Annotated in this window: 18 protein-coding genes; 16 read left to right on the forward strand and 2 right to left on the reverse strand. The window is 61.9% G+C overall.

Annotation, left to right across the window (positions count from 1 at the left end):
* Window positions 1–163 precede the first annotated feature (163 nt).
* From AB5Z14_RS03600 to AB5Z14_RS03630, 7 genes are all read left to right on the forward strand, one after another.
* Window positions 164–1,102, forward strand: coding sequence for an ABC transporter ATP-binding protein (locus AB5Z14_RS03600; RefSeq protein ID WP_368130323.1), 939 nt, complete (start codon window positions 164–166; stop codon window positions 1,100–1,102).
* 9 nt (window positions 1,103–1,111) lie between these two features.
* Window positions 1,112–2,299, forward strand: coding sequence for an ABC transporter permease (locus tag AB5Z14_RS03605; protein WP_368130324.1), 1,188 nt, complete (start codon window positions 1,112–1,114; stop codon window positions 2,297–2,299).
* The gene (locus AB5Z14_RS03610) at window positions 2,286–3,491 is read left to right on the forward strand and encodes an ABC transporter permease (RefSeq protein ID WP_368130325.1); all 1,206 of its coding nucleotides are present in this window, start codon (window positions 2,286–2,288) and stop codon (window positions 3,489–3,491) included. Before AB5Z14_RS03605 ends, AB5Z14_RS03610 begins: the two co-directional genes overlap by 14 nt.
* 165 nt (window positions 3,492–3,656) lie before the next feature.
* The gene (locus AB5Z14_RS03615) at window positions 3,657–4,370 is read left to right on the forward strand and encodes an ABC transporter ATP-binding protein (protein WP_368130326.1); all 714 of its coding nucleotides are present in this window, start codon (window positions 3,657–3,659) and stop codon (window positions 4,368–4,370) included.
* A gap of 8 nt (window positions 4,371–4,378) precedes the next feature.
* Complete coding sequence (locus tag AB5Z14_RS03620; protein WP_368130327.1) at window positions 4,379–7,045, forward strand: ABC transporter permease; 2,667 nt, start codon at window positions 4,379–4,381, stop codon at window positions 7,043–7,045.
* 8 nt (window positions 7,046–7,053) lie between these two features.
* On the forward strand, window positions 7,054–7,701 hold the full coding sequence (locus AB5Z14_RS03625) for a class I SAM-dependent methyltransferase (RefSeq protein ID WP_368130328.1): 648 nt from the start codon (window positions 7,054–7,056) through the stop codon (window positions 7,699–7,701).
* 345 nt (window positions 7,702–8,046) lie between these two features.
* Window positions 8,047–9,252, forward strand: a complete 1,206-nt coding sequence (locus AB5Z14_RS03630) for a DUF362 domain-containing protein (RefSeq protein WP_368130329.1) — start codon at window positions 8,047–8,049, stop codon at window positions 9,250–9,252.
* Window positions 9,253–9,503: 251 nt separating this feature from the next.
* Here the strand turns inward: AB5Z14_RS03630 and AB5Z14_RS03635 are convergent, their stop codons facing one another.
* Entirely contained in the window at window positions 9,504–10,469 is a 966-nt protein-coding gene (locus AB5Z14_RS03635) for an alpha/beta hydrolase (RefSeq protein ID WP_368130330.1), read from the reverse strand.
* Window positions 10,470–10,655: 186 nt separating this feature from the next.
* On the opposite strand from AB5Z14_RS03635, the gene trhA reads away from it, so the two are divergent.
* The 8 genes from trhA (at window position 10,656) to AB5Z14_RS03675 (ending at window position 19,923) form a co-directional block, all read left to right on the forward strand.
* A complete protein-coding gene (gene trhA / locus AB5Z14_RS03640; protein ID WP_175406098.1) occupies window positions 10,656–11,339 on the forward strand; it encodes a PAQR family membrane homeostasis protein TrhA in 684 nt (227 codons plus the stop codon).
* Between the two features lie 102 nt (window positions 11,340–11,441).
* A complete protein-coding gene (locus AB5Z14_RS03645; RefSeq protein ID WP_368130331.1) occupies window positions 11,442–12,815 on the forward strand; it encodes a hemolysin family protein in 1,374 nt (457 codons plus the stop codon).
* A 24-nt stretch (window positions 12,816–12,839) separates the two neighbouring features.
* Entirely contained in the window at window positions 12,840–13,673 is an 834-nt protein-coding gene (locus AB5Z14_RS03650) for a cyanophycin synthetase family protein (RefSeq protein ID WP_252200185.1), read from the forward strand.
* A gap of 136 nt (window positions 13,674–13,809) precedes the next feature.
* Window positions 13,810–14,199, forward strand: a complete 390-nt coding sequence (locus tag AB5Z14_RS03655) for a YtxH domain-containing protein (protein ID WP_138113744.1) — start codon at window positions 13,810–13,812, stop codon at window positions 14,197–14,199.
* Window positions 14,199–14,954: a PRC-barrel domain-containing protein gene (locus AB5Z14_RS03660; protein WP_271746757.1), complete on the forward strand. Its 756-nt coding sequence runs from the start codon at window positions 14,199–14,201 to the stop codon at window positions 14,952–14,954. The genes AB5Z14_RS03655 and AB5Z14_RS03660 overlap by 1 nt, the downstream gene beginning before the upstream one ends.
* 72 nt (window positions 14,955–15,026) lie before the next feature.
* Window positions 15,027–16,433, forward strand: coding sequence for a polysaccharide deacetylase family protein (locus tag AB5Z14_RS03665; protein ID WP_368130333.1), 1,407 nt, complete (start codon window positions 15,027–15,029; stop codon window positions 16,431–16,433).
* A gap of 374 nt (window positions 16,434–16,807) precedes the next feature.
* Window positions 16,808–18,652, forward strand: a complete 1,845-nt coding sequence (locus AB5Z14_RS03670) for a magnesium transporter (RefSeq protein WP_368130334.1) — start codon at window positions 16,808–16,810, stop codon at window positions 18,650–18,652.
* Between the two features lie 74 nt (window positions 18,653–18,726).
* A complete protein-coding gene (locus AB5Z14_RS03675; RefSeq protein WP_055252163.1) occupies window positions 18,727–19,923 on the forward strand; it encodes an Nramp family divalent metal transporter in 1,197 nt (398 codons plus the stop codon).
* Window positions 19,924–20,359: 436 nt separating this feature from the next.
* Here the strand turns inward: AB5Z14_RS03675 and AB5Z14_RS03680 are convergent, their stop codons facing one another.
* On the reverse strand, window positions 20,360–22,570 hold the full coding sequence (locus tag AB5Z14_RS03680; protein WP_368130335.1) for an acyltransferase family protein: 2,211 nt from the start codon (window positions 22,568–22,570) through the stop codon (window positions 20,360–20,362).
* Between the two features lie 186 nt (window positions 22,571–22,756).
* On the opposite strand from AB5Z14_RS03680, the gene AB5Z14_RS03685 reads away from it, so the two are divergent.
* The gene (locus tag AB5Z14_RS03685; protein WP_368130336.1) at window positions 22,757–23,746 is read left to right on the forward strand and encodes a ribokinase; all 990 of its coding nucleotides are present in this window, start codon (window positions 22,757–22,759) and stop codon (window positions 23,744–23,746) included.
* The last annotated feature ends 3 nt before the right edge of the window (window positions 23,747–23,749 follow it).

A 23,749-nucleotide genomic window follows, 5' to 3' on the forward strand; every position in this document is an offset into this window, starting at 1 on the left:
GCCGCCTGCGCAACCGTGACATTCCTCCCGCGCGGCAAAGCGGGGGCGTCGGCAGGCCGCACGACCAAGGCCCCCGCACTCGTGACAAAGCTCACTGGTGCGCACCGGCAGCTCCTGCGATGATGCAATCGTACCGGGTCGCAATCAACGGAAAGGCCGCCTCATGACAGACATCGTCCACGTCGAAAACCTCGTCAAGCGCTATGACGACCTTATCGCGCTCGACCACTTTAACCTGAACATCGCCCCTGGCGAGATCTTTGGCCTGCTTGGCCCCAATGGCTCGGGCAAGACCACGTCCATCAACTGCATCCTGCAGCTGCTCGCCTACGACAAGGGCACCATCGAGCTGTTCGGCGAGCCCATGACGCCCGTCCGCTACGACATTAAGCGCCGTATTGGCGTGGTGCCGCAGCAGGTGGCGGTGTTTGACGAGCTCACCGTGCGCGAGAACATCGACTATTTCTGCAGCCTCTACGTCAACGACCGTAAGCGCCGCCGCGCGCTGGTGGACGAGGCAATCGACTTTGTCGGCCTGGGCGACTTTGCCAAGTTCCGCCCCGGCAAGCTTTCGGGCGGCCTGGCGCGTCGCCTTAACATCGCCTGCGGCATCGCGCACAAGCCCGAGCTCATCTTCTTCGACGAGCCCACGGTGGCGGTCGACCCGCAGAGCCGCAACGCCATCCTGGAGGGCATCTGCCGACTGCGCGACGAGGGCGCCACGGTGGTGTATACCAGCCACTACATGGAGGAGGTCGAGCAGATCTGCAGCCGCATCATGATCATGGACGGCGGGCGCGTGTTGGCGCAGGGCACCAACGACGAGCTCAAGCGCATGATTCAGATGGGCGAGAAGATCGTGATTGAGGTCGGTGAGGTGCCGAGCGCGGCACTCGCCGCCGTTGCGAGTCTGCCGCATGTCCTGGACCTGGCGGCGACGGCGGGCCAGCTCACGTTTTCGTGCGAAGCGAGCCCGCATAACCTGACCGACATCCTCGACGCGCTGCGCTCGCACGACGTACCGCTCGGCCGCATCTACTCCGAGCCGCCGACCCTTAACGACGTGTTCCTCGAGATCACCGGCCGCGAGCTGCGCGACTAGGGGGCGGCCATGTTCAACACCATCATCATCACGCTCAAGACGCTGTTGCGTCGGCCGAGCACCTGGGTTTGGGGTGCGGTCTTTCCCGTTGCGCTTTCCACGATGTTCATGTTTATGTTTGCGAACCTGAGCTCCGACGGCAAGGTCGACCCGGTGCCGGTGGCCATCGTGGCGGACGAGGTCTGGGACGCCGCGACCTTTAAGGATGTGGCGACGTCGCTTGCCAAGGAGGGCGACGAACAGCTGCTCGAAATTCACGAGTGCGAGGATGCGGCCGCCGCGAACCGCGCGCTCAAGGCGGGCGAGGTCGCGGGCATCTACACGGTCGATGCCGCGGGCACGCCCAAGCTCACGCTGCTCTCGAGCTACGACAGCTCGCGTGCGTCCACGGTGCTCGTCGACCGCAGCATTCTGGAGACGGTGGCAAGTTCGTATACGCAAAATGCCGAGCTCATGGCCCAGATTGCCCAGGACGACCCGGCGGCGCTTGCCGACCCGGAGACGGTTGCGCACGCCCTGTCGCTCGAGGGCGGAACCCGCCGCGTGAGCCTGACTCGTGCCACGCCCGATGGCACGGTCATCTACTACTACGCGCTCTTTGGCCTGGTAGCGATGATGTCTGCCGAGTTTGCCGCTTTGAGCGTCGTCGACCTGCAGCCCAATCTGTCGGGCCTTGGCGCCCGTCGCTGCGTGGGCGGCGTTTCCAAGACGGCTTCGCTGGCAGGTATTTATATCGGCTCGTGGCTGGTTTCCTTTGCCTCGATGTCGATCGCGATCGGCTACGTGCGCCTGGTCGTGGGCGTCGACTTTGGCGGGCGCGAGGGACTCTGCCTGGTAGGCGGCGCCGCATCCGCGCTTGCCGCGACGGGCATGGGACTCTTTGTGGGCACGCTGCCCGTTAAGGGCGGCAAGGCGTCCAAGTCGGGTATCCTCACGGGCTTTGCCACCACGTGCGCCCTGTTCGCCGGCCTTTACGGCGAGCCGGCGATGGCGCTTGCCGACGACGTCGCCCGCGCCTGTCCGGCCGAGTGCTGGCTCAACCCCGTCAAGCTCATCTGCGACATGTTCAACCGTCTGTATTTCTTTGAGGACCTGGGGCCGTTTGCCGTGCGCGCGGGCGCGCTCGTCCTGATGGCCCTGGTGTTTGTCGCTGCCGCCACGCTGATCTTTGGAAGGAGCCGCTATGAGCACCTTTAAGACCGCGCTTCGCATGGCGCTGGCGCACCCGTTCTACCTGCTCATCTACACGGTGTTCATCTCGCTCATGGGCGTGTTCATTGCGGCATCGGTGAGCTGGAACTCGTCGCAGCTCACCGAATACAAGCCCTACGACACCAACGTGATCGTGGTCGATCGCGACAACAGCGACCTTTCGCGGGCGCTCACCAAGCACTTGGGGTCGCGCTTTGACCTGGTCACAGGCGTCGGCGACGACGCATACGACCTTGCCGACGCGCTCTCCAAGAGCAACAGCGCCAAGGGCAGTGCCGATTGCGTGTTCTTTATCCCGGAGGGGTTTGAGGACGATCTTGTTGCAGCCGCCCGTGCGGGGGAGGCCCTGCCCAAGCTCGACGTGACCTATGGTTCCGGCACCATGGCGGCGGCGCTTTCGTCCGCCGAGGCCTCGCGCTGGATCTCGCTCGCGGGCGCTGCGGCGGCGCTTGAACCCGCTGCCTCCAACGGTGACGTCGCAAGGGCCGCCGAGCACGCGGCCGCAAAGCGCGCGGAGGTCCAGATCGAGCAGGTCAAGGTCGACTCGACTGCTGCTACCACGCTCGAGTCGTACTTCAACTTTGGCGCGTACGCGATCATCTCGTCGGTCATCGTGTCGGTGGGACTGGTGTTTTCGGGCATGAACGAGCCCGAGCGCGTGCGCCGCATGGATGCCAGTCCGGTCTCCGAGCGCCAGCGTTCGCTCGCTGTGTTCGCGGCCGCCGCCGTGCTCACCGTCTGCATCTGGCTCGTGTCGAGCATGATGGGCGTCGTGGGCTTTGCTGGCGCGGTTGCCGAGGTCGGCGTGGGTCGCGTGTGCCTAGCGCTGGCGGCAACGTTTGCCCTGGCGTGCACGCCGCTGGCTGTTGGCTTTACGCTGTCGAGCCTGGGCGCGCGCGAGGAGCTGCTCAACGGTGTGGGCAACCTGCTCGGCATGCTCATGACGTTTTTGGGCGGCGCCTGGATGCCGCTGTCGCTCATGGGCCCGGCCGTGCAGACGGTGGCGCACTTTGTGCCGACGTATTGGGTGAACGACGCGATCGGCAAGGCGCTCGCCGCGGACCTGACGTCCACCGTGCTGGGCGACATCGCCTGCGATCTGGGCGTCACGGTGCTCTTCGCCGCCGCCATCGCCGCCGTAGGCCTAGCCCTCGCCCACAACAAATCCCACGCCTAGCCACCTAGTCATTGGGGACAGTCTTTGCCGATTCGCCGGCAGGGCTGGCAGGGACTGTCCCAATGAGTAGGTTGGAAAATAGTTCGCGCACGTCGCTTAAAAATAGTTCGCCCGGGTTTACTATTAGCCTAGAAAAGTAGCAGAAGGCTAACAACGGGGGATAGCATGGCGACAAAGCAAGCCTATGTCCAGGTCAAAGGGCTCAAGAAACACTACGGCGACGGTGATGCGCGCCTGACGGTACTCGATGGCATCGACACGTCCATCAACCGCGGCGAGATCTGCGTCATGCTGGGCCCCTCGGGCTCGGGCAAGTCGACCTTTCTCAACCTGATCGGCGGCCTGGAGGATGCCGACGGCGGCTCCATCATGGTGGACGGCTGCGACCTCACGGTGCTCAAGCCTACCGACCTGGGTGAGTACCGCCGCCGTGAGCTGGGCTTCGTCTTCCAGTTCTACAATCTGGTGCCCGACCTCACCATCAAGGAGAACATCGAGGTCACGGCGCACCTGTCCAAAAACCCGCTCAATGTCGACGACCTGCTGCGTTCGCTGGGCCTTTACGAGCACCGCAACAAGTTCCCGCGCCAAGTTTCGGGCGGCCAGCAGCAGCGCTGTGCCATCGGCCGCGCGCTCGTCAAAAACCCAGGTCTGCTGCTGTGCGACGAGCCTACGGGCGCGCTCGACTATAAGACGTCCAAGGAAATCCTGCAGCTCATGGAGGGTGTCAATCACGAGTACGGCTGCACCATCATCATCGTCACGCACAACGCCGCCATCGCTCGCATGGCCAACCGCGTGCTGCGCCTGCGCGACGGGCGCATCGTCGAGGATGAGCTCAACGAGTCGCCCGTCGCGCCCGCCGAGCTCGATTGGTAGGCGGCGCCATGACACCTCTCGCAAAACGTCTCCCGCGCGAGCTGCGCCGCAATATCGGCAAGTACCTGGGCATCTTTTTGCTTATGTGCGGAAGCATCGCCCTTACCTCGGGCTTTTTGCTCGCGGCGCATTCCATCGGTTGCCTTATCGACGACATGCGCGATGCGTACACGATTGAGGACGGCCGCGTGACCACCTCCTTCGAGGCTACCGACGATCAGCTCAAGGCGGCCGAGGACGCGGCCGACGACGTCGGCGGCGTCACGCTCTACAAGAATTTCTCCATCGACGCCATCATCAAAAAGACCGCCGGCGACGACGGCACCAAGCGCACGCTGCGTACCTGTGCGCACCGCACCAAGGTCGATATCGCGTCCTACTGTGAGGGCAAGGAGCCCAAGACGGACGATGAGGTGGCCATCGACCGTGTCTTCGCTACCAATAACAACCTGTCCGTGGGCGATAAAGTCGAGCTCGAGGGTCGCACCTACACCATCTGCGGCATCATGACCCAGCCCGATAGCCAGGCACTGTTCCTCAACAATTCGGACTTTACGGTGAACACCATCACCTATGGCGTGGCCGAGGTCACCGACGCCGGCTTTGCCGCGCTTGAGGACGCCGGTGGCGCGCCTGCCTACACCTACTCCTTTACCTTTACCGATCGCGACCTCTCCACCGCGGACCGTACCGATGCCGAACAGGATATGGTCGAGGCGCTGACCGATGCCGATGCGCGCGTGGACGATCTGATCGATGCCGATTCCAATCAGGGCATTGGCTATGCGCGCGACGACGTGGACGGCGACTCCATGATGTGGATGACGTTGCTCGACATCATCATCGTGATCATGGCGTTTGTCTTTGTGGTCCTTACCGACGCCACCATCGAGGAGGAGAGCGCCATCATCGGCACGCTGCTCGCCAGTGGCTATCGCCGCCGCGAGATCGTGCTGCACTACCTGGCACTTCCCGCCATCGTGGGCGTGCTCGCGGCACTTTTGGGCACCGCGCTCGGCGTTGCGTTCTTTACCGAGCCCATGCGCGGTCTCTACTACGGTTCGTACAGCCTGCCACCCTTCCAGGTGTACTGGAGCTGGGAGATCTTTGTGAAGTGCGCTGTGGTCCCCGCCGCCGCGCTCATCCTCATCACGCTGGTGGGTCTGCTCCGCAAAATGGGCAAGACGCCGCTGCAGTTCCTTCGTCACGAGGCGAGCGGCAAGTCGGGTACCAAGCGCGGTCTGCAGCTGCCGGAACGCATGGGCTTTGTCTCGCGCTTTCGCCTGCGCGTCTTCCTGCGCAACCTGGGCAACTTCGCCACGCTCTTCGTGGGCATTGCGTTTGCCTCGCTGCTGCTGCTCTTTGGCCTGGCGATTCTGCCCACGATGACGCACTACGCGGACAACCTCGAGACGAGCCTGGTCGCCGAGCACCAGTACACGCTCAAGGCGCCGCTGGAGCTCGAGGGCACTGCCGAGGAGCGCGAGCAGTGGTCGGCACTCGAGCGCTTGCAGTCGGTTGACGGCGCGCTGCTTTCTGCCGCCCAGGATGCCGATGACGAGCTTGACGACGCGGCCGATGTGGCACAAGCGGCAGCCGATGCCGCGACCGCATCTCCGTCTGCCGAGAGCCTGACCGCAGCGCAGGATGCGCTTGCCAAGGTCCAGGACAAGAAGGATGCGCTCTACGCGCGCCTTGACGATCTTGCCGATGCCCTCGGCTGCAACCGCGATGAGGCCATCGATCTGATCGACAAGGCCTCTAAGATCGACACTGACAACGACGATATCCACCCGGTCAATACGACCGACAACGGCGCGGGCGCAATCGCGCAGGCCGAGAAATATGCCGTTTACCAGCTGCAATACGACCGCGGCGATGGTAATGGCGAGGAGACGATTTCTGTCTACGGCATCTCGCCCGATTCGCGCTATTGGAAAGACCTCAACGTCGGCGATGGGCGCGTCGTCTTTGGCGGCGGCCTGCTCGATAAGTTTGGCTGGAGCGAGGGGCAGAAGGTCGCGCTCAGCGACAAGTACGAGGGCGAGCATTATTCCCTTGAGTACGCGGGCAAGGACTGTGCCTGGGGTTCCAAGTCGGACATGAATATCTATATGAGTATCGACGACTTTAACGAACTGTTCGACAACGACGCTGCCTACTTTAACGGCTATGTGAGCGACGAGAAGCTCGACCTCGATGCTCGTTACTTTTCCGGCGACACCACGCCCGACGACATGCGCGCCGTGGGTGACCAGTTCATCGGCATGATGAGCAAAATGATCGGAATGATGATCGGGCTCGCAGTGTTTATCTTCCTGCTGTTTATGTACCTGCTGACCAAAGCGGTGATCGACCACAGCGCCCGTTCGATCAGCTACATGAAAGTCTTTGGCTATCGCGATAGCGAGATCTCGCATCTGTACATCCGCTCGATCACGCTGTGCGTGGCGGCGTCGCTCGTGCTGAGCCTGCCGGTCATTATTGGCTCGCTCACGGCCATCTTCCGCTCGATGCTGCTCGCCTACAACGGCAATATCGAGATCTACGTGCCCGCTTGGTCCATGGCTGCATGCGTCGGCATCGGCTTTGCGACCTACTTGGTCGTGGCGCTCCTGCACACGCGCTCCATCAGGCGCGTCAGCCTCGCCGAGGCGCTCAAGGTCCAGGAATAGGAGGGCTCATGGCCAGATCGGCAGAAGAGCTCAAGCAGCTTTCCGTCAAAGAGTTCACCGAAGCGGCGAAGATCTACGAGTCCGGCCATGCCGGGATCTACGAGATGTGCAAAGACGACTATCCGCAGATGCTCGAGGAGCTCGCGCTCGAGCCGTTCGAGGACGTGCTCGACGTGGGCTGCGGAACCGGAGCGGTCCTGGAGCTGCTGCACGGGGAATACCCGGGCAAGCACCTGACGGGGCTCGACCTCACGCCCAAAATGATCGAGGCGGCATGCGCCAAGCAGCTCGGGAACGTCCGCTTCGTCGTCGGGGACGCCGAAGCCCTGCCCTTCGAGCCGCAAAGCTTCGACGCCGTGCTCTGCTCCAACAGTTTCCATCACTATCCGCACCCCGAGAGGTTCTTCGCCGAGGCGGCCCGAGTCCTGCGCCCCGGCGGGCGCCTGATTCTCCGCGACTACACGTCGAGCGACTTCGTGGTATGGCTCATGAACACCTTTGAGCTGCCGTTGGCGCGCCTCGCAGGTCACGGCGATGTCCGGATCTGCAAGGTGTCCGAGCTTCGCGCGCTCGCCGAGGGGGCCGGATTCCTCCTGCTCAAGCTCGAGGCGCAGAAAGGCTTCCGCGCCCACCTGGTTGCGCGCAAGCCCTCCTAGGACGACCACACATCACACACATTTTGGGACGAAATCCCCCGCGACGCCTTTCCTACCAAGAGTGGTCATTGGGGACAGACTTAAATGACTAGTCATCGGGGACAGTCTTTGCCGATTCGCCGGCTCGCCGGCCGGACTGACAAGGACTGTCCCCAACTGCCGGCAGGAAAGGAACGTCCCTAGCTGCCAGGTGGCGAGGCACTCATTTAAGTCCGTCCCCAATGAGTGGTTTCAGTCATTTAAGACTGTCCCCAACGACTAGGTTTCGCGCTTGACTTTGACCCCACTTCAATGGGTACCATCCCCTTATGTCTGTAACGCCATATAGACCGAGGGGATATATCTATGACCGCAACTGCACCCGCAGCACCCGCTAAGGTGTACTTCACCAACCTGCGCACGCATGCTCGCGAGAGCCAGCTCGACAAGCTCAAGCGCCTCATCCGTCGCGCCGGTATTGAGCAGATCGACTTTGAGAACAAGTTCGTCGCCATTAAGATTCACTTTGGCGAGCTGGGCAATCTGAGCTTTTTGCGCCCCAACTACGCTCGCGCCGTCGCGGATGTCGTGAAGGAGCTGGGCGGCAAGCCCTTCCTCACCGACTGCAACACGCTCTACGTCGGTAGCCGCAAAAACGCGCTCGAGCACATCGATACCGCTTATCAGAACGGCTTTACCCCGTATGCCACGGGTTGCCAGATCATCATCGCCGACGGCCTCAAGGGCACCGACGAGGCACTTGTCCCGGTCGAGGGCGGCGAGTACGTACACGAGGCCAAGATCGGTCAAGCGCTCATGGATGCCGATATCGTGATCAGCCTCACCCACTTTAAGGGCCATGAGCAGGCCGGTTTTGGCGGCGCCATGAAGAACCTGGGCATGGGAGGTGGCAGCCGTGCCGGCAAGATGGAGCAGCATGCCGCCGGCAAGCCGAACGTCGCGACCGAGCACTGCGTTGGCTGCCGTGCCTGCGAAAAGATCTGCGCGCACAACGCTATCTCGTTTGACGACACCCGCGAGCGCGAGCTTGCCAGCGGCGCTACTCGCACGGTGCACGTGGCCGCCATCGACCATGATCGCTGCGTGGGCTGCGGACGCTGCATTGCGGCATGCAACCAGGACTGCATCAAGCCCGGCTATGACGCCGCGGCCGATGTGCTCAACTGCAAGATCGCCGAGTATACGAAGGCCGTTGTCGACGGACGCCCGAGCTTCCATATTTCGCTTGCCATGGATATCAGCCCCAACTGCGATTGCCATCCCGAAAACGACACGCCCATCGTCAACGATATCGGCATGTTTGCGAGCTTCGACCCGGTCGCCATCGACCAGGCCTGTGCCGACGCCGTCATGGCGTCCGAGCCGCTGCCCAACACCGAGCTTACCGATAGTGCTGCCAAGATGGAGCACAACCACGAGCATCTGGAGGGCGAGCAGGCGCGTGACCCCTTCTGCATCACGCATCCCGACACCGACTGGCGCGCGTGCATCGCGCACGCCGAGAAGATCGGTCTGGGCACGAGCGAGTATGAGCTTATCGAGGTCAAATAGCGCCTATCTATTGGACAAAACAAGCGCCTTTGTGGCGTAAGTCGAGCAAAAGACGCCCGCGAGCACAACGCTCGCGGGCGGCTTTTCGGAAGTATGCGGCAAATTTCGAGATCGCCGAGCACACGACATTTTTTGGCAACAAAACCCCTGATAAATTGTTGGTAAAACTGCGGTCTGGTCGGCAGTTCCAGATTTTGCCGCATACTTCCGAAAATAGGGGGTCAGATAAAGCCCCAGACGTTGCTTTTTGCCTAAAAATACTCGTCGAGGAAGTTGTTGACCGTATTCCAGTAGAGCTCGGGGTCAACTTGCGCACTCTTGGCGTGGGTGGCGCCATGTATGGTGAGCTTTTGCTTGACCTTGCTGGCGCACGCCTCGTAGTTTTGGTCGAGCATACTGTACGGCACAAAGGTGTCCTGGTCGCCGTGGATAAACAGCATGGGAACCGTCGCGTGTCTGAGTTGCTCCACACTGCTGGCCTTGTGGAAGTCGTAGCCTGCACGTACGTTGCACACCAGGTTGGCCACATCGAGCAAGGGAAAACTGGGCATACCAAATACATCCTTAAGCTGCAGGGAAAACTCGTCCCAGACGCTCGTGTAGCCGCAGTCCTCGATAATGCATTTCACGTTTGCGGGCAGAGATTCCCCCGCGACGTTCATGGCGGTTGCCGCACCCATCGACTCGCCAAAGACCAGGATGCGCGCCCCGGGGTCAGCCTGAACGATTCGCTCGATCCATGCGACGATGTCGAGGCGCTCGGGCCAGCCCATGCCGATATAGTCGCCGCCGGAGCGCTCGTGGGCGCGGGCGGCGGGCGCGAGCACGTTCATGTCGCGGTCGTGGAATCGCTTGACGTATCGGGCCATACCGATGGGCTCGTTGGTATATCCATGCAGGCAGACGGCGTAGTCGTGCGTGCTCTCCGACGCAGCAAAATACCAAGCGGCAAGCTCGGTTCCGTCATCTGCGGTGAGGCTGCTGCTCTCGCGATTCTCTTTAAACCACGCCCGCGCCTCGGTGTCCTCGGCATCCGGCTGTTCACCTTTTTTGTCGTTCTTGCTATCCTGCATCATCTTCATGGTGTACGGCGCTTGGGGGTTCAGGGCAAAGTCAAACAAAAAGTTGCCGGCAAATCCGAGCAACGTGACAACGAGCGCCAACGCAACGACGCCGGCTATCTTGAGCTTTCGATGGGAGCGTGCGTTTTGAGCCATGCGATATTCTCCTATAAGATGTTAATACATCAACATTTAATGCAAGCGCATTATGGACGTTCGCCGTTGATGCGTCAACAGGCAAAGAATGGGTAAACAAAGGGTCACGTATGGTGCAAATTTCGCACGCACCCAGACGCTTTGATATAGTGTTGAGAACTCTTTACGTTGGAGGATGTAACCGGCATGTCCGATTCGAGCGACAGTTCTAAGCCGCGACCCAAGACCGCGGCCGTTCCACACTACACGGTGGGCGAGGAGATCATGAACTCCGTCACCCATGGTGTCGGCTGCCTGCTGGGTATCGCGGGCCTGGTGCTCCTGATCGTATTCGCTGCCCTGCGCGGCGGAGGCCCAGACCACATGGCCGCGGCGATTGTCTATGGCGTCAGCATTATTCTCGAATATCTGGCTTCCACGCTCTATCACGCGATTCAGCCCGCGGGTGCCAAGCGCGTATTCCGCATCATCGACCATAGCTGCATCTACCTGCTCATTGCCGGCAGCTATACGCCGTTTTGCCTCATCACGCTCGCAAACGACGGCGGCCCCGCGCTGTTCTTTGCCGTGTGGGCCATCGCCATCATCGGCATCGCACTCGAGTGCTTTATGCGCGAGCGTCAGCCGCACTGGGTAAGCGGCTTGGTCTACCTGCTGATGGGCTGGCTTGTCGTCTTTAAGCTGCCCGAACTTGTGGCGCTGCTCAACCCCGTGGCACTTGCCCTGCTCGCCGTCGGTGGCGTGTGCTATACCGTGGGCGTGCCGTTCTATATCGCCAAAAACGTGCGCTATCTGCACAGTGTTTTCCACTTGTGGGTGCTCGCCGGCAGCATCTTCCAGTTCATGGCGGTGATCCTCTTCGTAATCTAGCGACCGCGCCCGCGTCCTCGTTTGGGCGCCGGCGCAATTGCCGTATCCGCCATCAACGTTTCACCCTGACGTCCCGAATCTTGGAGGTTCGAGAAACTCCCGATGGACATAACCATCTCCCTTATTACCACCCTCGTTTTGACCCTCATCAACGGCTACTTCTCCATGTCCGAGATGGCTCTCACCACGGCTAAGCGCGCCGTGTTGGAGCACGATGCCGAGGAGGGCGATAAGCGCGCCGAGCGCGCCGTCCAGCTCGCCGCCGACTCCGACCAGCTGTTGGCCACCATCCAGGTCGCCATCACGCTCGTGGGCTTCGCCTCGTCCGCCGTCGCCTCGACGAGCCTGTCCGACCCGCTTGCCACGTGGCTCATGAGCTTTGGCATCGCGCCGCTTTCCGCCATCGCGCGCGGCCTAGCGCCGGTCATCATCACCGTCGCCGTCGCCTTTGTGTCCATCGTGATCGGCGAGCTCGTGCCCAAGCGCATCGGCCTCGCTAACGCCGAGGGCGTATCCAAGCAGGTCGTGGGACCGCTCTCCGTGTTCCAAAAGATCGCCCGCCCGCTCGTGTGGCTGACCGGCGCCTGCTCCGACGGCCTGGCCCGCATCCTTCGCATCAAGAGCGCCGATGACCGCCAGAACGTCTCGGAGGAAGAGATCAAGTACATGGTCTCGGAGCAGGATGACCTGCTCGACGAGGAAAAGCGCATGATCCACGAGATCTTCGACCTGGGCGACACCGTTGCCCGCGAGGTCATGGTGCCGCGCGTGGACACCACCATGTGTGAGGACGACGAGACGGTCGCCGGCGTGCTGTCCACCATGCGCCAGACCGGCTTCAGCCGCATCCCCGTGTGTCACGAGGATCCCGACAACGTCGCGGGCATCGCGCACATCAAGGACCTGATCCAGCCTGCGCTCGACGGCAAGGGCGACCAGCCCATCGCCAGCTATTTGCGCGATGCCACCTTTGTGCCCGATACCAAGGACATCCTGCCGCTGCTGTCCGAGATGCAGACCTCGCACGACCAGATCGTGGTCGTCGTGGACGAGTACGGCGGCACGGCCGGCATCATCACCATCGAGGACATCGTCGAGGAGATCGTGGGCGAGATCGAGGACGAGTTCGACCCCGACAACAAGTACCTCACGCGCCTTTCGCGCCGCGAGTGGCTCGTCGATGGGCGTTTTTCGTGCGATGACGCGATTGAGCTTGGTTGGCCGCTCGAGGAAAGCGATGATTATGAGACCATCGCCGGCTGGATTTTGGAGCTTTGTGACTCGGTGCCCGACATCGGAGAGGTGTTTGAGGTCGCAGGGTACAAGTTCAAGGTACAGTCGATGCGTGGCCAGCGCATCTCGCTCATTCGCGTGATCGCTCCGGCCGAAACCGATAAGAAGGATTCCGAGTCCTCGGCAGAGAAGCCGGCGGCGTCGGGTGCGGGCTCTGTGGATCCGCACGATGGCGACGAGTAGGGCAAGGAAGAGTAGGGGAGAGTTATGGCAGGCCTGTTCAACATCCTTAAGGTCACCGTCAGCGAGGACAAGATTTGCGCGCACGTGCTGGTGAACCCCGGCATGCCGCTCATGACCTCGGAGGATATCGAGGCCACGGCGCGCGTGTACTACCTGGTGCCGGCGATTGCCAAGCACCTGTGCCTGGGTGATTCCGGTCGCGAGTTCCAGGACTGCATGGGCCAGACCGAGCTTTGCCACCTGCTGGAGCACGTGACGGTCGAGCTCATGAACGAGACCGGTCTTGCCGGCAGCATCTCGTGCGGTCGCACGCGCGTGAGCGAGCATGACGAGCGTGTCTTTGAGGTTGAGCTTTCGTGTCCCGATGACGCGTTGGCCATTGGCGCGCTGTCGTCGGCGACCTTTATGATGGACTGGGCGTACCTGCACGCCGACCAGCCGGCCCCCGACGTGGAAGGCACGGTCGCTGGCCTGCGTAACCTGGTGCTGGGCATGCGTGCCGAGGCCGAGGGCAAGGACCCGCACGAGGCCGTTGCCGCTGCGAACGGCGAGGACGTGGCCGAGGATGCGCCCGAGGGCGACGCTCCTGCCGACGCCGACACTGAGCCCGTTGCCGAGGCGCCTGCTGAGCCCGAGTCTGCGGAGCCCCAAGGCGTTCCGAGCTTTGACGACGAGCCGCAGATGCCAATCGATACCGAGGGTGCGGTCGCCGAGAACCACGAGGCCCCCGCGGCCGTCTTTGGCGGTGCGGCAACGGCCCCGTCCGGCTCGGCGCACGAGGGCAACCTGCCGCTCGTCGATGGCGCCGGCGAGAACCCGGCCGCCACGGTCGCCATGCCGGCTATGCCGCAGGAGTAGGCTCACTCGCTTATCACCATCATGTACCTGCGCTTTTACCGTACGCAGATGAGCGCGACGGCAAGTGTTGCGCTGCGGGTATAATGGACAGCATTCAAACGGTGGGCATCGAGGTGCCCGCAGGAGAGGAATGATCATGGGAAAGACTTTCAGCTTTGTCTCCGGTGCGCTCTTTGGTGCTGCCGCCGGCGCTATCATCGGCGTTGCTCTGGCCCCGCGCTCGGGTGCCGAGACCCGCGCCATGGCCGCCGATATCGCCAACGACGCCTGGGACAACATGCGTGACACCTACGAGCACAGTGCCGAGGAGGCTCGTGCCGCGGTCAACGACTTCGGCCCGATGGTCGATGCCAAGACCGATGACCTGCGCGCCAAGGTCGACCTGGCCCGCGAGCGCATGGATCAGCTTCGCGAGCAGCTCAACGACGCCATCTCGGGCGGCAACGTGACGCCCGCTGCCGACGTCGTGGTCGAGAACGTCACCGAGGCCGGCACCGAGGCCACGGAGTCCTCGACCGAGGCATAATGCGCGCAGGGGATTTTGTCGGCGTCAAGGTTTATCGTAAGCCTGCCGAAGACAAGCGCACCAAAAAGGACGGCACGCCGCGCAGCCCTAAAAAGCTCGGCAAGATTCACTTTCCCGTCTTTACCCCGGGCGGCACGCGCGTGGTGGGCTTTATGGTCCGCCAGTCCGATATTGCGGGTATGATCGAGCGCCCCGACCGATTTGTGGCGCTCGATGCCATCGGCGTCTACGAGGGTGCTGTCGCGGTCGACGACGTTAAGGGCACCTACGATGCCGCCGCGGCCAAGCGCCTCGATATCAACCTGGACGATTGCATCATCTGGGTTGGCATGGACGTGCGCACGGAATCGGGCGATGTCGTGGGCTACTGCTCGGACGTTGAGTTCAAGCCGCGCTCGGGCATTGTGCAGACGTTCTATGTGACCGCCAGCGCCGCATCGAGCATGTTGGTGGGCGACACGCAGGTGCCGCCGACGATGCTGCGCGGCTACGAGAACGGCGCGATGATTGTCTCGGACGAGGTCAAGTCGCTCGGGTATTCGGGCGGCGCGGCCGCTAAGGCTGCCGAGGCCAGTGTCGTGGTGGGCGATAAGGTCAAGAAGGGCGCCAAGGTGCTCGATGACAAGGGGTCGGTCGCCGTGGACAAGGGTAGCCGCGCACTGGGCAAGCAGCTCGGCAAGACGCGCGGTATGTTCAAGGCCTTTAAGGACGAATATCAAAAGGCGAGCGGGGGCTCGTCAAAAGCTAGCAAATAGCGACGTACCAAATGATGGGAGGCGAGCCGGAGACATGTTGCTCCGGCTCGCTGTGTTTATGGGGGAGGGCATATGCGCCAAAACGGATCTAACTTAAACGGGCACTCGGGTGCGCGTCCGACGGCGCGCCGCGACTTGGGGCAGCTGCCCAGCGGTCAGCGTCGACGTCGCCGTAAGCCCGGCGCGATGTACCTCAACCATAGCCGTGGGTTTAGCGATCGCAGCGCGCACATCGGCAACGGGCGCTCGCCGCGCCGACCGTCCCGTCTGCCCTATGCGCTCATCGCCGTGGGTTGCGCGCTCGTGCTGTTTATCGCTGCCGTCGTGGGCTACGTCAACCGCAGCGTGGACGTGGAACTCAACGGGCAAAAGACCGCGGTGCGCGTGGGCTCTACGTTGCAGAATCTCATCGACGATCAAAGCCTGACCGAAACGTACGACGCCGGCGATCTGCTGGCCGTCGACGATAGCGTGCTCAAGCGCCATGGCGGCGAAAAGCTGTCGGTGAAGGTCGACGGCAAGCGCGTGAAGCAAGGCAAATGGGATAGTCGCGAGCTTACGGGTGGCGAGAAGGTGACGGTCAAGGATGGCCGCAACGTGTACGAAAAGCACGAGGTCCAGGCCACGACTATCGAGCCAAAGCTTAAGGTCGAGGGCACGGGTGCCATTGAGTATGTCAAAACCTGGGGCGTTCAGGGCCGCTCCGAGGTATGGGTCGGCGAGCAGTCGGGCAAGACGCAGGACCGCGGCGAGGTCGTGCCCGCCACCGACTGCGTGGTCGAGTGCGCAAGCGTAGCGCCCAAGGGCAACGAAAAGTACGTGGCCCTGACATTTGACGAGGGTCCGAGCGGAGCGACCAAGCAGATCTTGCAGGTGCTCAAGGAAAAGGGCGCCACGGCGACGTTCTTCCTTTCGGGCGATGCGGCCGAGGCCTCGCCCGCTACCGCAAAAGCGATTGTCGATGCCGGGTGCGAGGTCGGCTCCAACAGCTACAGCGATGATTCGCTCAAGGGCGAGGATCGCGAGACGGTGCGCAAGCAGATCGCGAAGGGTACCGAGGCGATTAAGTCGGCGACCGGCGTCGAGACGATGTTGCTGCGCGCCCCCTACGCCGCGTTTGACGAGCAAAACTGGATTGACTCGATGGACCTGGTGTCCGCCGTTGTTTCGTGGAATATCGATTCGGGCGATTGGCTGCTCAACGGCACCGACGAGCAAGTATCGACCGTGCTCGACTCGATGACGCCGGGCAATATTGTGCTGCTCACCGATAGCGATGAGTGCGCCGAGCAGACGCTCGAGGCGCTGCCGCAGATTATCGATGGCCTTGTCGCCGACGGCTACAAGATCGTGACGCTCAGCGACCTGGTCAAGACGGACACGGCGTTGAGCAAAAAGCTCACCTCGCTCACCAAGGTCTCCATGCCCAAAAACGCCGTGTTCCCCCAACTCCCCGAGGACGACGACGCCACAGAGTAGTCATCGGGGACGTGCTTAAACGACTGGTCGTTTGGGACGGTCTTAATCGCTTTGTCCCACCGCGCTCATCCGGCTCTATGTCACGGATGCGTCAGCGTTTGGTATGCCTGCAATGTGCAGCGCATAAATTCGGTGCCGCAGCGCGATGCTGATGCTATAGTTACTGCGGTTAATGAGGGTCAAGAGAAAGGTTACAGGTGAAATCCAAACCTCGACCATACAGTCGATGACCCCATGCAGGTGCTTTCTGCGCGTGCACGGGGTGTGAGCGCCGAGCGGTGTGCCGCCCGCGCATGCGTATACATATCTAAAAGTCCACGGATTGCGTGCCGGCATGGTCACGCGGTTCGCAGGAATAATGATGGGGAGCACCATTGAATTATCTGAGTGAGATGCTCAAACTGCCGGTCTTGGACGTCGACGGCGAAAAGCTCGGCGTGGTTAACGATTTTGGCATTGCAACCGGAGAAGTTTTTCCGCACGTGACGTCGCTCGCGTTTCGCGGTCCCGGCAAGACGCCGTTTATGATCAGCTGGCGCAAGTGGGTCGACCGCATCGACGAGACGGGCGTGTACCTCAATACGTCTGCCACTAATATCCGCTTTTCCTACCTGCAGCCGACCGAGCTGCTGCTCGCGCGTGACGTGCTCAACAAGCAGATCGTCGACACGCAGGGCATGAAGGTCGTGCGCGTAAACGACATTAAGTTTTCCATGTCGGGCGAAAATCAGCTGCGCCTGCTGGGCGCCGAGGTCGGTGCTCGCGGTCTGCTACGCGCCATCAGCCCCACGCTCGAGCATGTCGTCGAGGGCTTTATGAAGCACTTGGGCAAGCCGCTCAGTGAGGACATTATCGCCTGGTCTTACATGGACCTGCTCGATCGCTCGACTAAGAACATCCAGCTCTCGGTGTCGCACAAGACGCTTGGCGAGCTGCATCCTGCCGACATCGCCGACATTATCGAGCAGCTCGACCCGCGCCTGCGCGCGCAGGTGTTCGCTCAGCTCGATACCGCTCAAGCCGCCGAGGCCATCTCGGAGTTCGATGACGACGAGCTCATGACCGAGATGCTCGAGGGCCTGTCCGATACCGACGCATCGTCGATGCTGGCCATGATGGACCCGGACGACGCTGCCGACCTGATCGACGAGCTCGATTACGAGAAGGCCGAGAAGCTCCTGCGCCTGATGGGCGTTAAGGAGGAGAAGGCGATTCGTAATCTGCTGGGCTATGAGGACAACACCGCCGGCCGTATCATGACCTCGGAGTTTGTCTCGCTGCCCGCCACGGCGACAGTCGGTGATGCCATCGAGGCGATTCGTAAACTCGACGAGGACTTTGAGAGCGTCTACTACGTCTACACCGAGGACCCGAGCGGCATGCTGACGGGCGTGCTTTCGCTGCGCACGCTGATCGTGGCCGACCGCGACGCCACGCTGGGCCAGCTCGCCTATCGCGATCTGGTCTACGTGTCGCCCGACGAGGACCAGGAAGACGTGACGGACGAGATGACCAAGTACGACCTGGTCGCCATCCCCGTTTGCGATGAGAACCGTCACATCTTGGGTATCGTGACCTTCGACGACGCCATGGACGTTATCGCCGAGGAGCATCAGGAGGACCTGCAGATCGCCGGTGTCGGCTCGGGCGATAGCGCGTCGGACGACTCGACGAACGTGCTCAGCTGGTTCGTGCATCGTCAGTACTGGGTCGTCGTGTGGGGCATCGCCTCGTGCATTATGGCGACCGTGCTGGGGACGGCGCTGGGCTCTGCGCATCTGGTGGTGTTCCCCATGTGCGCCATGCCGCTCGTGCTGCTGGCTGCCTCGCGCATGGTGTCGTTCGTCAAGAACTATTTCCTCGAGTACGACGGTCACGACGACGAGCCCAAACCGTACCTGGGATTCTTCTTCCAGAGCACGGGTATGGGCCTGATCCTTTCGCTCGTGACCTACCTGTGCGCGCAGCTGGTGCGCACCGCCGCGTTCCCCGATGCCACTATGTTTGAGGAGCAGCTCTTTACCGGCTGCTTTAATATCGCTGCCGTCATTTGCCTGGTTGGCAACATGAGCGCTGTGATTTATCTGATGGTGCTGTTCTGGCGCGACGAGCACGACCTTAACACGTCGGGCACCGCCATGAACGTCATCGCCGTCATGATCTCGTGTGTGGCGTACTGCATCGCCGCGGTGCTGCTCACCATGTCGGTCATGGGGTAGGTGGTCGCGTGCAAAATACGAAGCAAAAGCCGAGCACCAAGCAAAAGCTGACCATCGCGGCCATCTTTGGCGCCATGGGCCCCGGTCTGTTGGCGGCGCTTTCGGGTAATGACGCCGGCGGCATCGCCACGTATTCCAGCGCGGGCGCCAGCTATGGCTATAAGATGCTCTGGATGCTTCCCGTCATGACCGTGCTGCTTATCGTGACCCAGGAGACCGCGGCGCGTTGCGGATGCGTCACGGGTAAGGGCCTGGCGTCGCTCATTCGCGAGCGCTTTGGCGTGCGCAAGAGCGTGCTGGCCATGGCGGCGCTGTTGATCGCCAACACGGCGGTGACCATCTCGGAGTTCGCGGGTATCGCGAGTGGCCTTGCTCTGTTTGGCGTTCCGGCGAGTATCTCGGTGCCGCTCGTGGCGCTGCTGGTGTGGATGCTTACCATGTCGGGCAGTTTCCAGCGCATCGAGAAGATTTTGCTGCTGGTAAGCTGCGTGTTCGTGACCTACATCGTCGCCGCGTTTATGGCCGGCCCCAACTGGGGCGAGGTCGCGGTCGACTTGGTCGTCCCCAATATTCAAAACGACCCCAGCTACGTGTCGCTCGTGGTCGCAACGATCGGTACCACCATCGCACCGTGGATGATCTTCTTGGCTCAGAACAACGTGGTCGATAAGAATGCGGGCGAGGACGACATCGTGCTGCAGCGTATTGATACCGTGAGCGGCTCGATCGCCGCTGATATCATTGCGGGCTTCATTATCATCACGACCGGTACGGTGCTGTTCCCGGCGGGTATTCAGATTAGCGATGCCGCCGATGCCGCCCGCGCGCTGGAGCCCATCGCGGGCCAGTGGTCCACGGTGCTGTTTGCCTCGGGCCTGGTCGCAGCGAGCTTTTTGGCTGCCTGCGTGCTGCCGGGCGTTACGTCGAGTGCCATCTGCGAGGCTTTTGGTTGGGAGCGCGGCGCCGACCGCAGCTGGGACGAGGCTCCGGTCTATCGCGGCATCATTACGGCTATCATCGGCATTTCTGCCGTGTTGGTGCTCATGCCCGGTGTCGATTTGTTCCAGATTATGATGACCTCGCAGGTCATCAACGGCGTGCTGCTGCCCGTAGTACTGGTATTCCAGGTGGTTATCGCGGCGGATCGCCACATTATGGGCGCCAACCGCAACGGCCGCGTGTGGAATGTGCTCACGTGGGCGACCATCGGCGTGATTACGGTGCTGACAGTTGTCATGTTTGTGCTGCAGGCGATGGGTTACAGCGCCTAGCGTCTCTTTTGGGGCTTCGAGCGGGCCGTAGCGATGGGCTGCGGCCTGTTTTTTGCTTGCTATAGGGGGTTAGTTATATGGCAGTGGGCAAAAAATGCCAAATATGAGTACTGTTGCTAATGTGATAGCATTTATGTGCAAGAAGATAATATACACAATCTAGAGTGTGTACATTAAAATTCACCTCAGCAGGCTCTAATCCAGCTAGGTTGGCCGCTTTAGAGGTTTGCAGGGGTCGCTCGGACGCTATTTTGGGCGGATTTGCCTGCTACTAAAATAGCAACAGTACTCATATTTGCCCTTTTTTGCCCACAGCTCCTTGGCATGTTGCTACGAAGCCGCCCCTGGACTGGAATTGACAGCCCAGGGGCGGCTTTCGCTTGTCGCGGGAGTGTCCCCAGGTGCCGGCATAAAAGGAACGTCCCTAGCTGCCGGATTACTTGTCGGCGCTCAGCTTGTGCGGCTTGAAGGCGAGGGCGTTGACGAGCGCGTCAGTGGCAGACTTGACGGCCGCTGGCTGAGGGTCGTTGACGTGATCCTCGGGGTGCACGGGCAGGTCCTTCTTAACGGCATCGTGAATCAAGTTGAGGTATTCGGTCACGCCGATGGTCGACAGGTGCGTGCCGTCGCCATCGAACAGGTCATTTCGGTTGGCGCTGTATCCGTACCAGTCGATAACGCGCACGTTCTTGTAGCGCGTGGCGGCGTTGGCGATGGCCTGGTTGGTCGAGCCAACCCACGGCTGCGGGCTGCGCGTGTTCACAAACACGACAATGCGCTTGTCTCCCGCATCGGCCATGATGGCATCGATCTGGTCATCGGTCACCAAGCCGTTGGTGCCCAGGGCAAAGACCATGATTTTGCCGGCAAGGTTCTGCTGGATATAGCCCTCAAATGTCGCGCGGCCCGCATCGAATTGGCGGCCCTTTTCGGCATCGATGTGGCTGTGCGGGAACACGCCGTCAAAGGCGTCCACGGCACGTAGCGACACGGAGTCGCCGATCATGAGCAAGTCGTAGGAACCATCGGGGAAGCCATCGTTGTCCTTGTCGGTGTCGTCGGCTGCCTGTTGGTCCGTGGGCGCGGCGTTTTTAGCTTCCTTGTTGAGGACTTCGGCGCCTTCGCCGCTGAGCGCGGAGGTTTCCGGCACAAAGACCAGACCGCCCAGCGCGATGACAAGCACGATGCCGCAAGTGGCACACGCAGGAATATGCGAGCGCACCCAGTTGGCGGGCGTGGTGGTGCCATCGCGGAACTCTGAGACAGTGCGCCCAAAGGCACCCTTCCTAAACGGCGTCTCGATAAAGCGATAGGAGCATTCGGCGACGGCTACCACCAGCAGTATCTGCAAAATGTACTGCCACCAGGGCGTATCGTTGATGTTGGCGACCGGGTTCATGAGCAGCAACAGCGGATAGTGCCACAGGTAGATGCTGTAGGAGCGCTTGCCAACCCATACGAGCGGCTCGGCGGATAGCGCGCGGGCCACTATTCCCTGGGGCTGCACGCAGGCTGCGATGACCATGAGCGTGAGGATGGAGCACAGCAGCGTGCCGCCGCGATACTGGAACGCCGTGTAGCCGTTGGTGAGCGCGACCATGGCGGCAAGGCCAACCAGGCCCACGACGCCCAGCACATCGATGGATGCGGGCGAGGACCAAAAGCGCACGAGCGCGCTCGGCTGGGCCGGGGCAGTCTCGGCTGCATTGTCGGCCTTCGTGCCCTGCTTGTCTTCGGCATTCTTGCCGTGCTTGGCGACGAGGCGGTCGAGCCCCAGGCGATGTGCGAGGCGCACGGGCGCCAGGTCGCGATCGGGGATAAAGGCCATCCAGGCGCCCAGCAGCAGCGAGAACACACGGGTGTCAGTGCCGTAGTACACGCGGCTGGGGTCGGCGGCAGGGTTGTAGAGCACCATCATGGCAATGGAGGAAACAGCAGCCAGGCCCAGAACCACGCGACGCGTGCTGGGCTTGCTCATATGCATGGATACCATGGCAAGGAGCAGCGGCGGCCAAATCAGGTAGAACTGCTCCTCGATGGCGAGCGACCAAAAGTGCGTGAGCGGCGAGGGGTCGCCCAAGGCGTTGAAGTACGAGACGTCCTGAGCAATCTGCCACCAGTTGTTGAAGAACAGCAGCGACGGCAGGATGTCAGGACGCATCTTGGTGAGCATCACGTGGTTAAAGATCGTACACAGCGCGCAGGTCACCACCACGACGGTCACTACGGCGGGGAACAGGCGGCGGATGCGGCGAATCCAGAAGCTCTTGAGGTCGATGCGTCCGGTCTTGGCGACTTCGTTGAGCAGCAGGCGCGTGATCAGATAGCCCGAAAGCACAAAGAAGATCGTGACGCCGAGCAAGCCGCCTTGCGCCCACGTGAGGTTGAGGTGGTAGAGCACCACCGCGACAACGGCGAGCGTGCGCAGGCCGTCGAGGGCGGGAATGTAGCGGGATTTGGGACGAGCGGGCGTCTGGTCTGCGGTGGCGGCGCTGGCATGGTTCGCTTTGTTGGCGGGCGAACGATGGGGGCTCGGGGCGCGTCGCGACTCGCCGGTGCGGCGCTCGGCGCGCGGGCGTTCGTGCGGCGCCGGCTCGTTGCCCATACGGCGCGGGCCGCGCGAGCTCGATTGCGGGAATTGTTCCATAAAACATCATCCAATGACGAGAATAATCAGCACATATTCATTGTAGCTGCCCGCTCCTGTGAATGCTTGCTGCTGGCGCAACCTCAAGCGCGCGTTCACATCAAAGTGAACTAAAGTTATAGAGGTGCGAAAGCATACGGTTGACGGCCGACGGTGGGTATAAAGCCCGCAGATGAGGAGGTTTCCATGGCAGATCGCGGCATCGTTGCGGTGTTCGGCAGCATGAACATGGACCTTTCGGTGGCGTGTGAGCGCATGCCGCGTGCGGGCGAGACTGTCGGCGGTAGCGGTTTTATCACTAACGCCGGCGGCAAGGGCGCCAACCAGGCCGTAGCCGCCGCGCGCATGGGCGCGCACACGCATATGATCGGCGCGGTCGGCTGCGACGCATTTGGCACGTCGCTCGTGGCGGGGCTCCAAGACGCCGGCGTGGACTGTGTCTTTGTAGCGCGTCGCGATGACGTGGAGACGGGAACGGCGACCATCATTCGCTGCGAGGGTGACAACCGCATCGTGTTATCGCCGGGCGCCAACCATGCGCTTTCGGGCGAGGACGTTGCCTGCGCGCTGCGTTATCTGGTGGCCGATGAGCTCGATGCCGATATCTGCGACCTCGCCCCGGCAGCCGGCGGTGTCTTTATCGCCCAAGGTGAATGCGATCTGATGGCAACGGCCGCGGCGCTCTCTTGCGCCCACGGGCTGGGGTTCTATACGGTCTTTAACCCGGCGCCGGCGTGCGACCTGCCGGCGGGAGCGTGGCCTGCGGTCGACTTGGTTTGTCCCAACGAGACCGAGTGCCAGGTGCTGACGGGTATTCTGCCCACGGACGACGCGAGCTGCGTGGCTGCGCTTGGGGCCTTGCTCGCCAAGGGCGCCGGTGCCGCGGTCATCACGCTGGGCGGATCCGGGGCGGTTACGCTCGGCGATGACGGAGGGCTGCTGCGCATGCCGGCGCTCTCCAGCGAGGTGGTCGACACCACGGCTGCGGGCGATACGTTTATCGGCGCACTTGCGGCGGCTCGGCTGCAGGGCTTGCCTCTCTTTGAGTGCATGGCCGCGGGCGCTCGCGCCTCGGCAGTGACGGTGTCGCGCCTGGGCGCTCAGCAATCGATTCCCACGCGCGCGGAAGTCGAGCGTAAGTTTGGTTTAGACGGTTTAGACGGAGAAGCGGAGTAGAAC

The sequence above is a fragment of the Collinsella aerofaciens genome (genome assembly GCF_040910265.1).
GTDB classification, from domain to species: domain Bacteria; phylum Actinomycetota; class Coriobacteriia; order Coriobacteriales; family Coriobacteriaceae; genus Collinsella; species Collinsella aerofaciens_BK.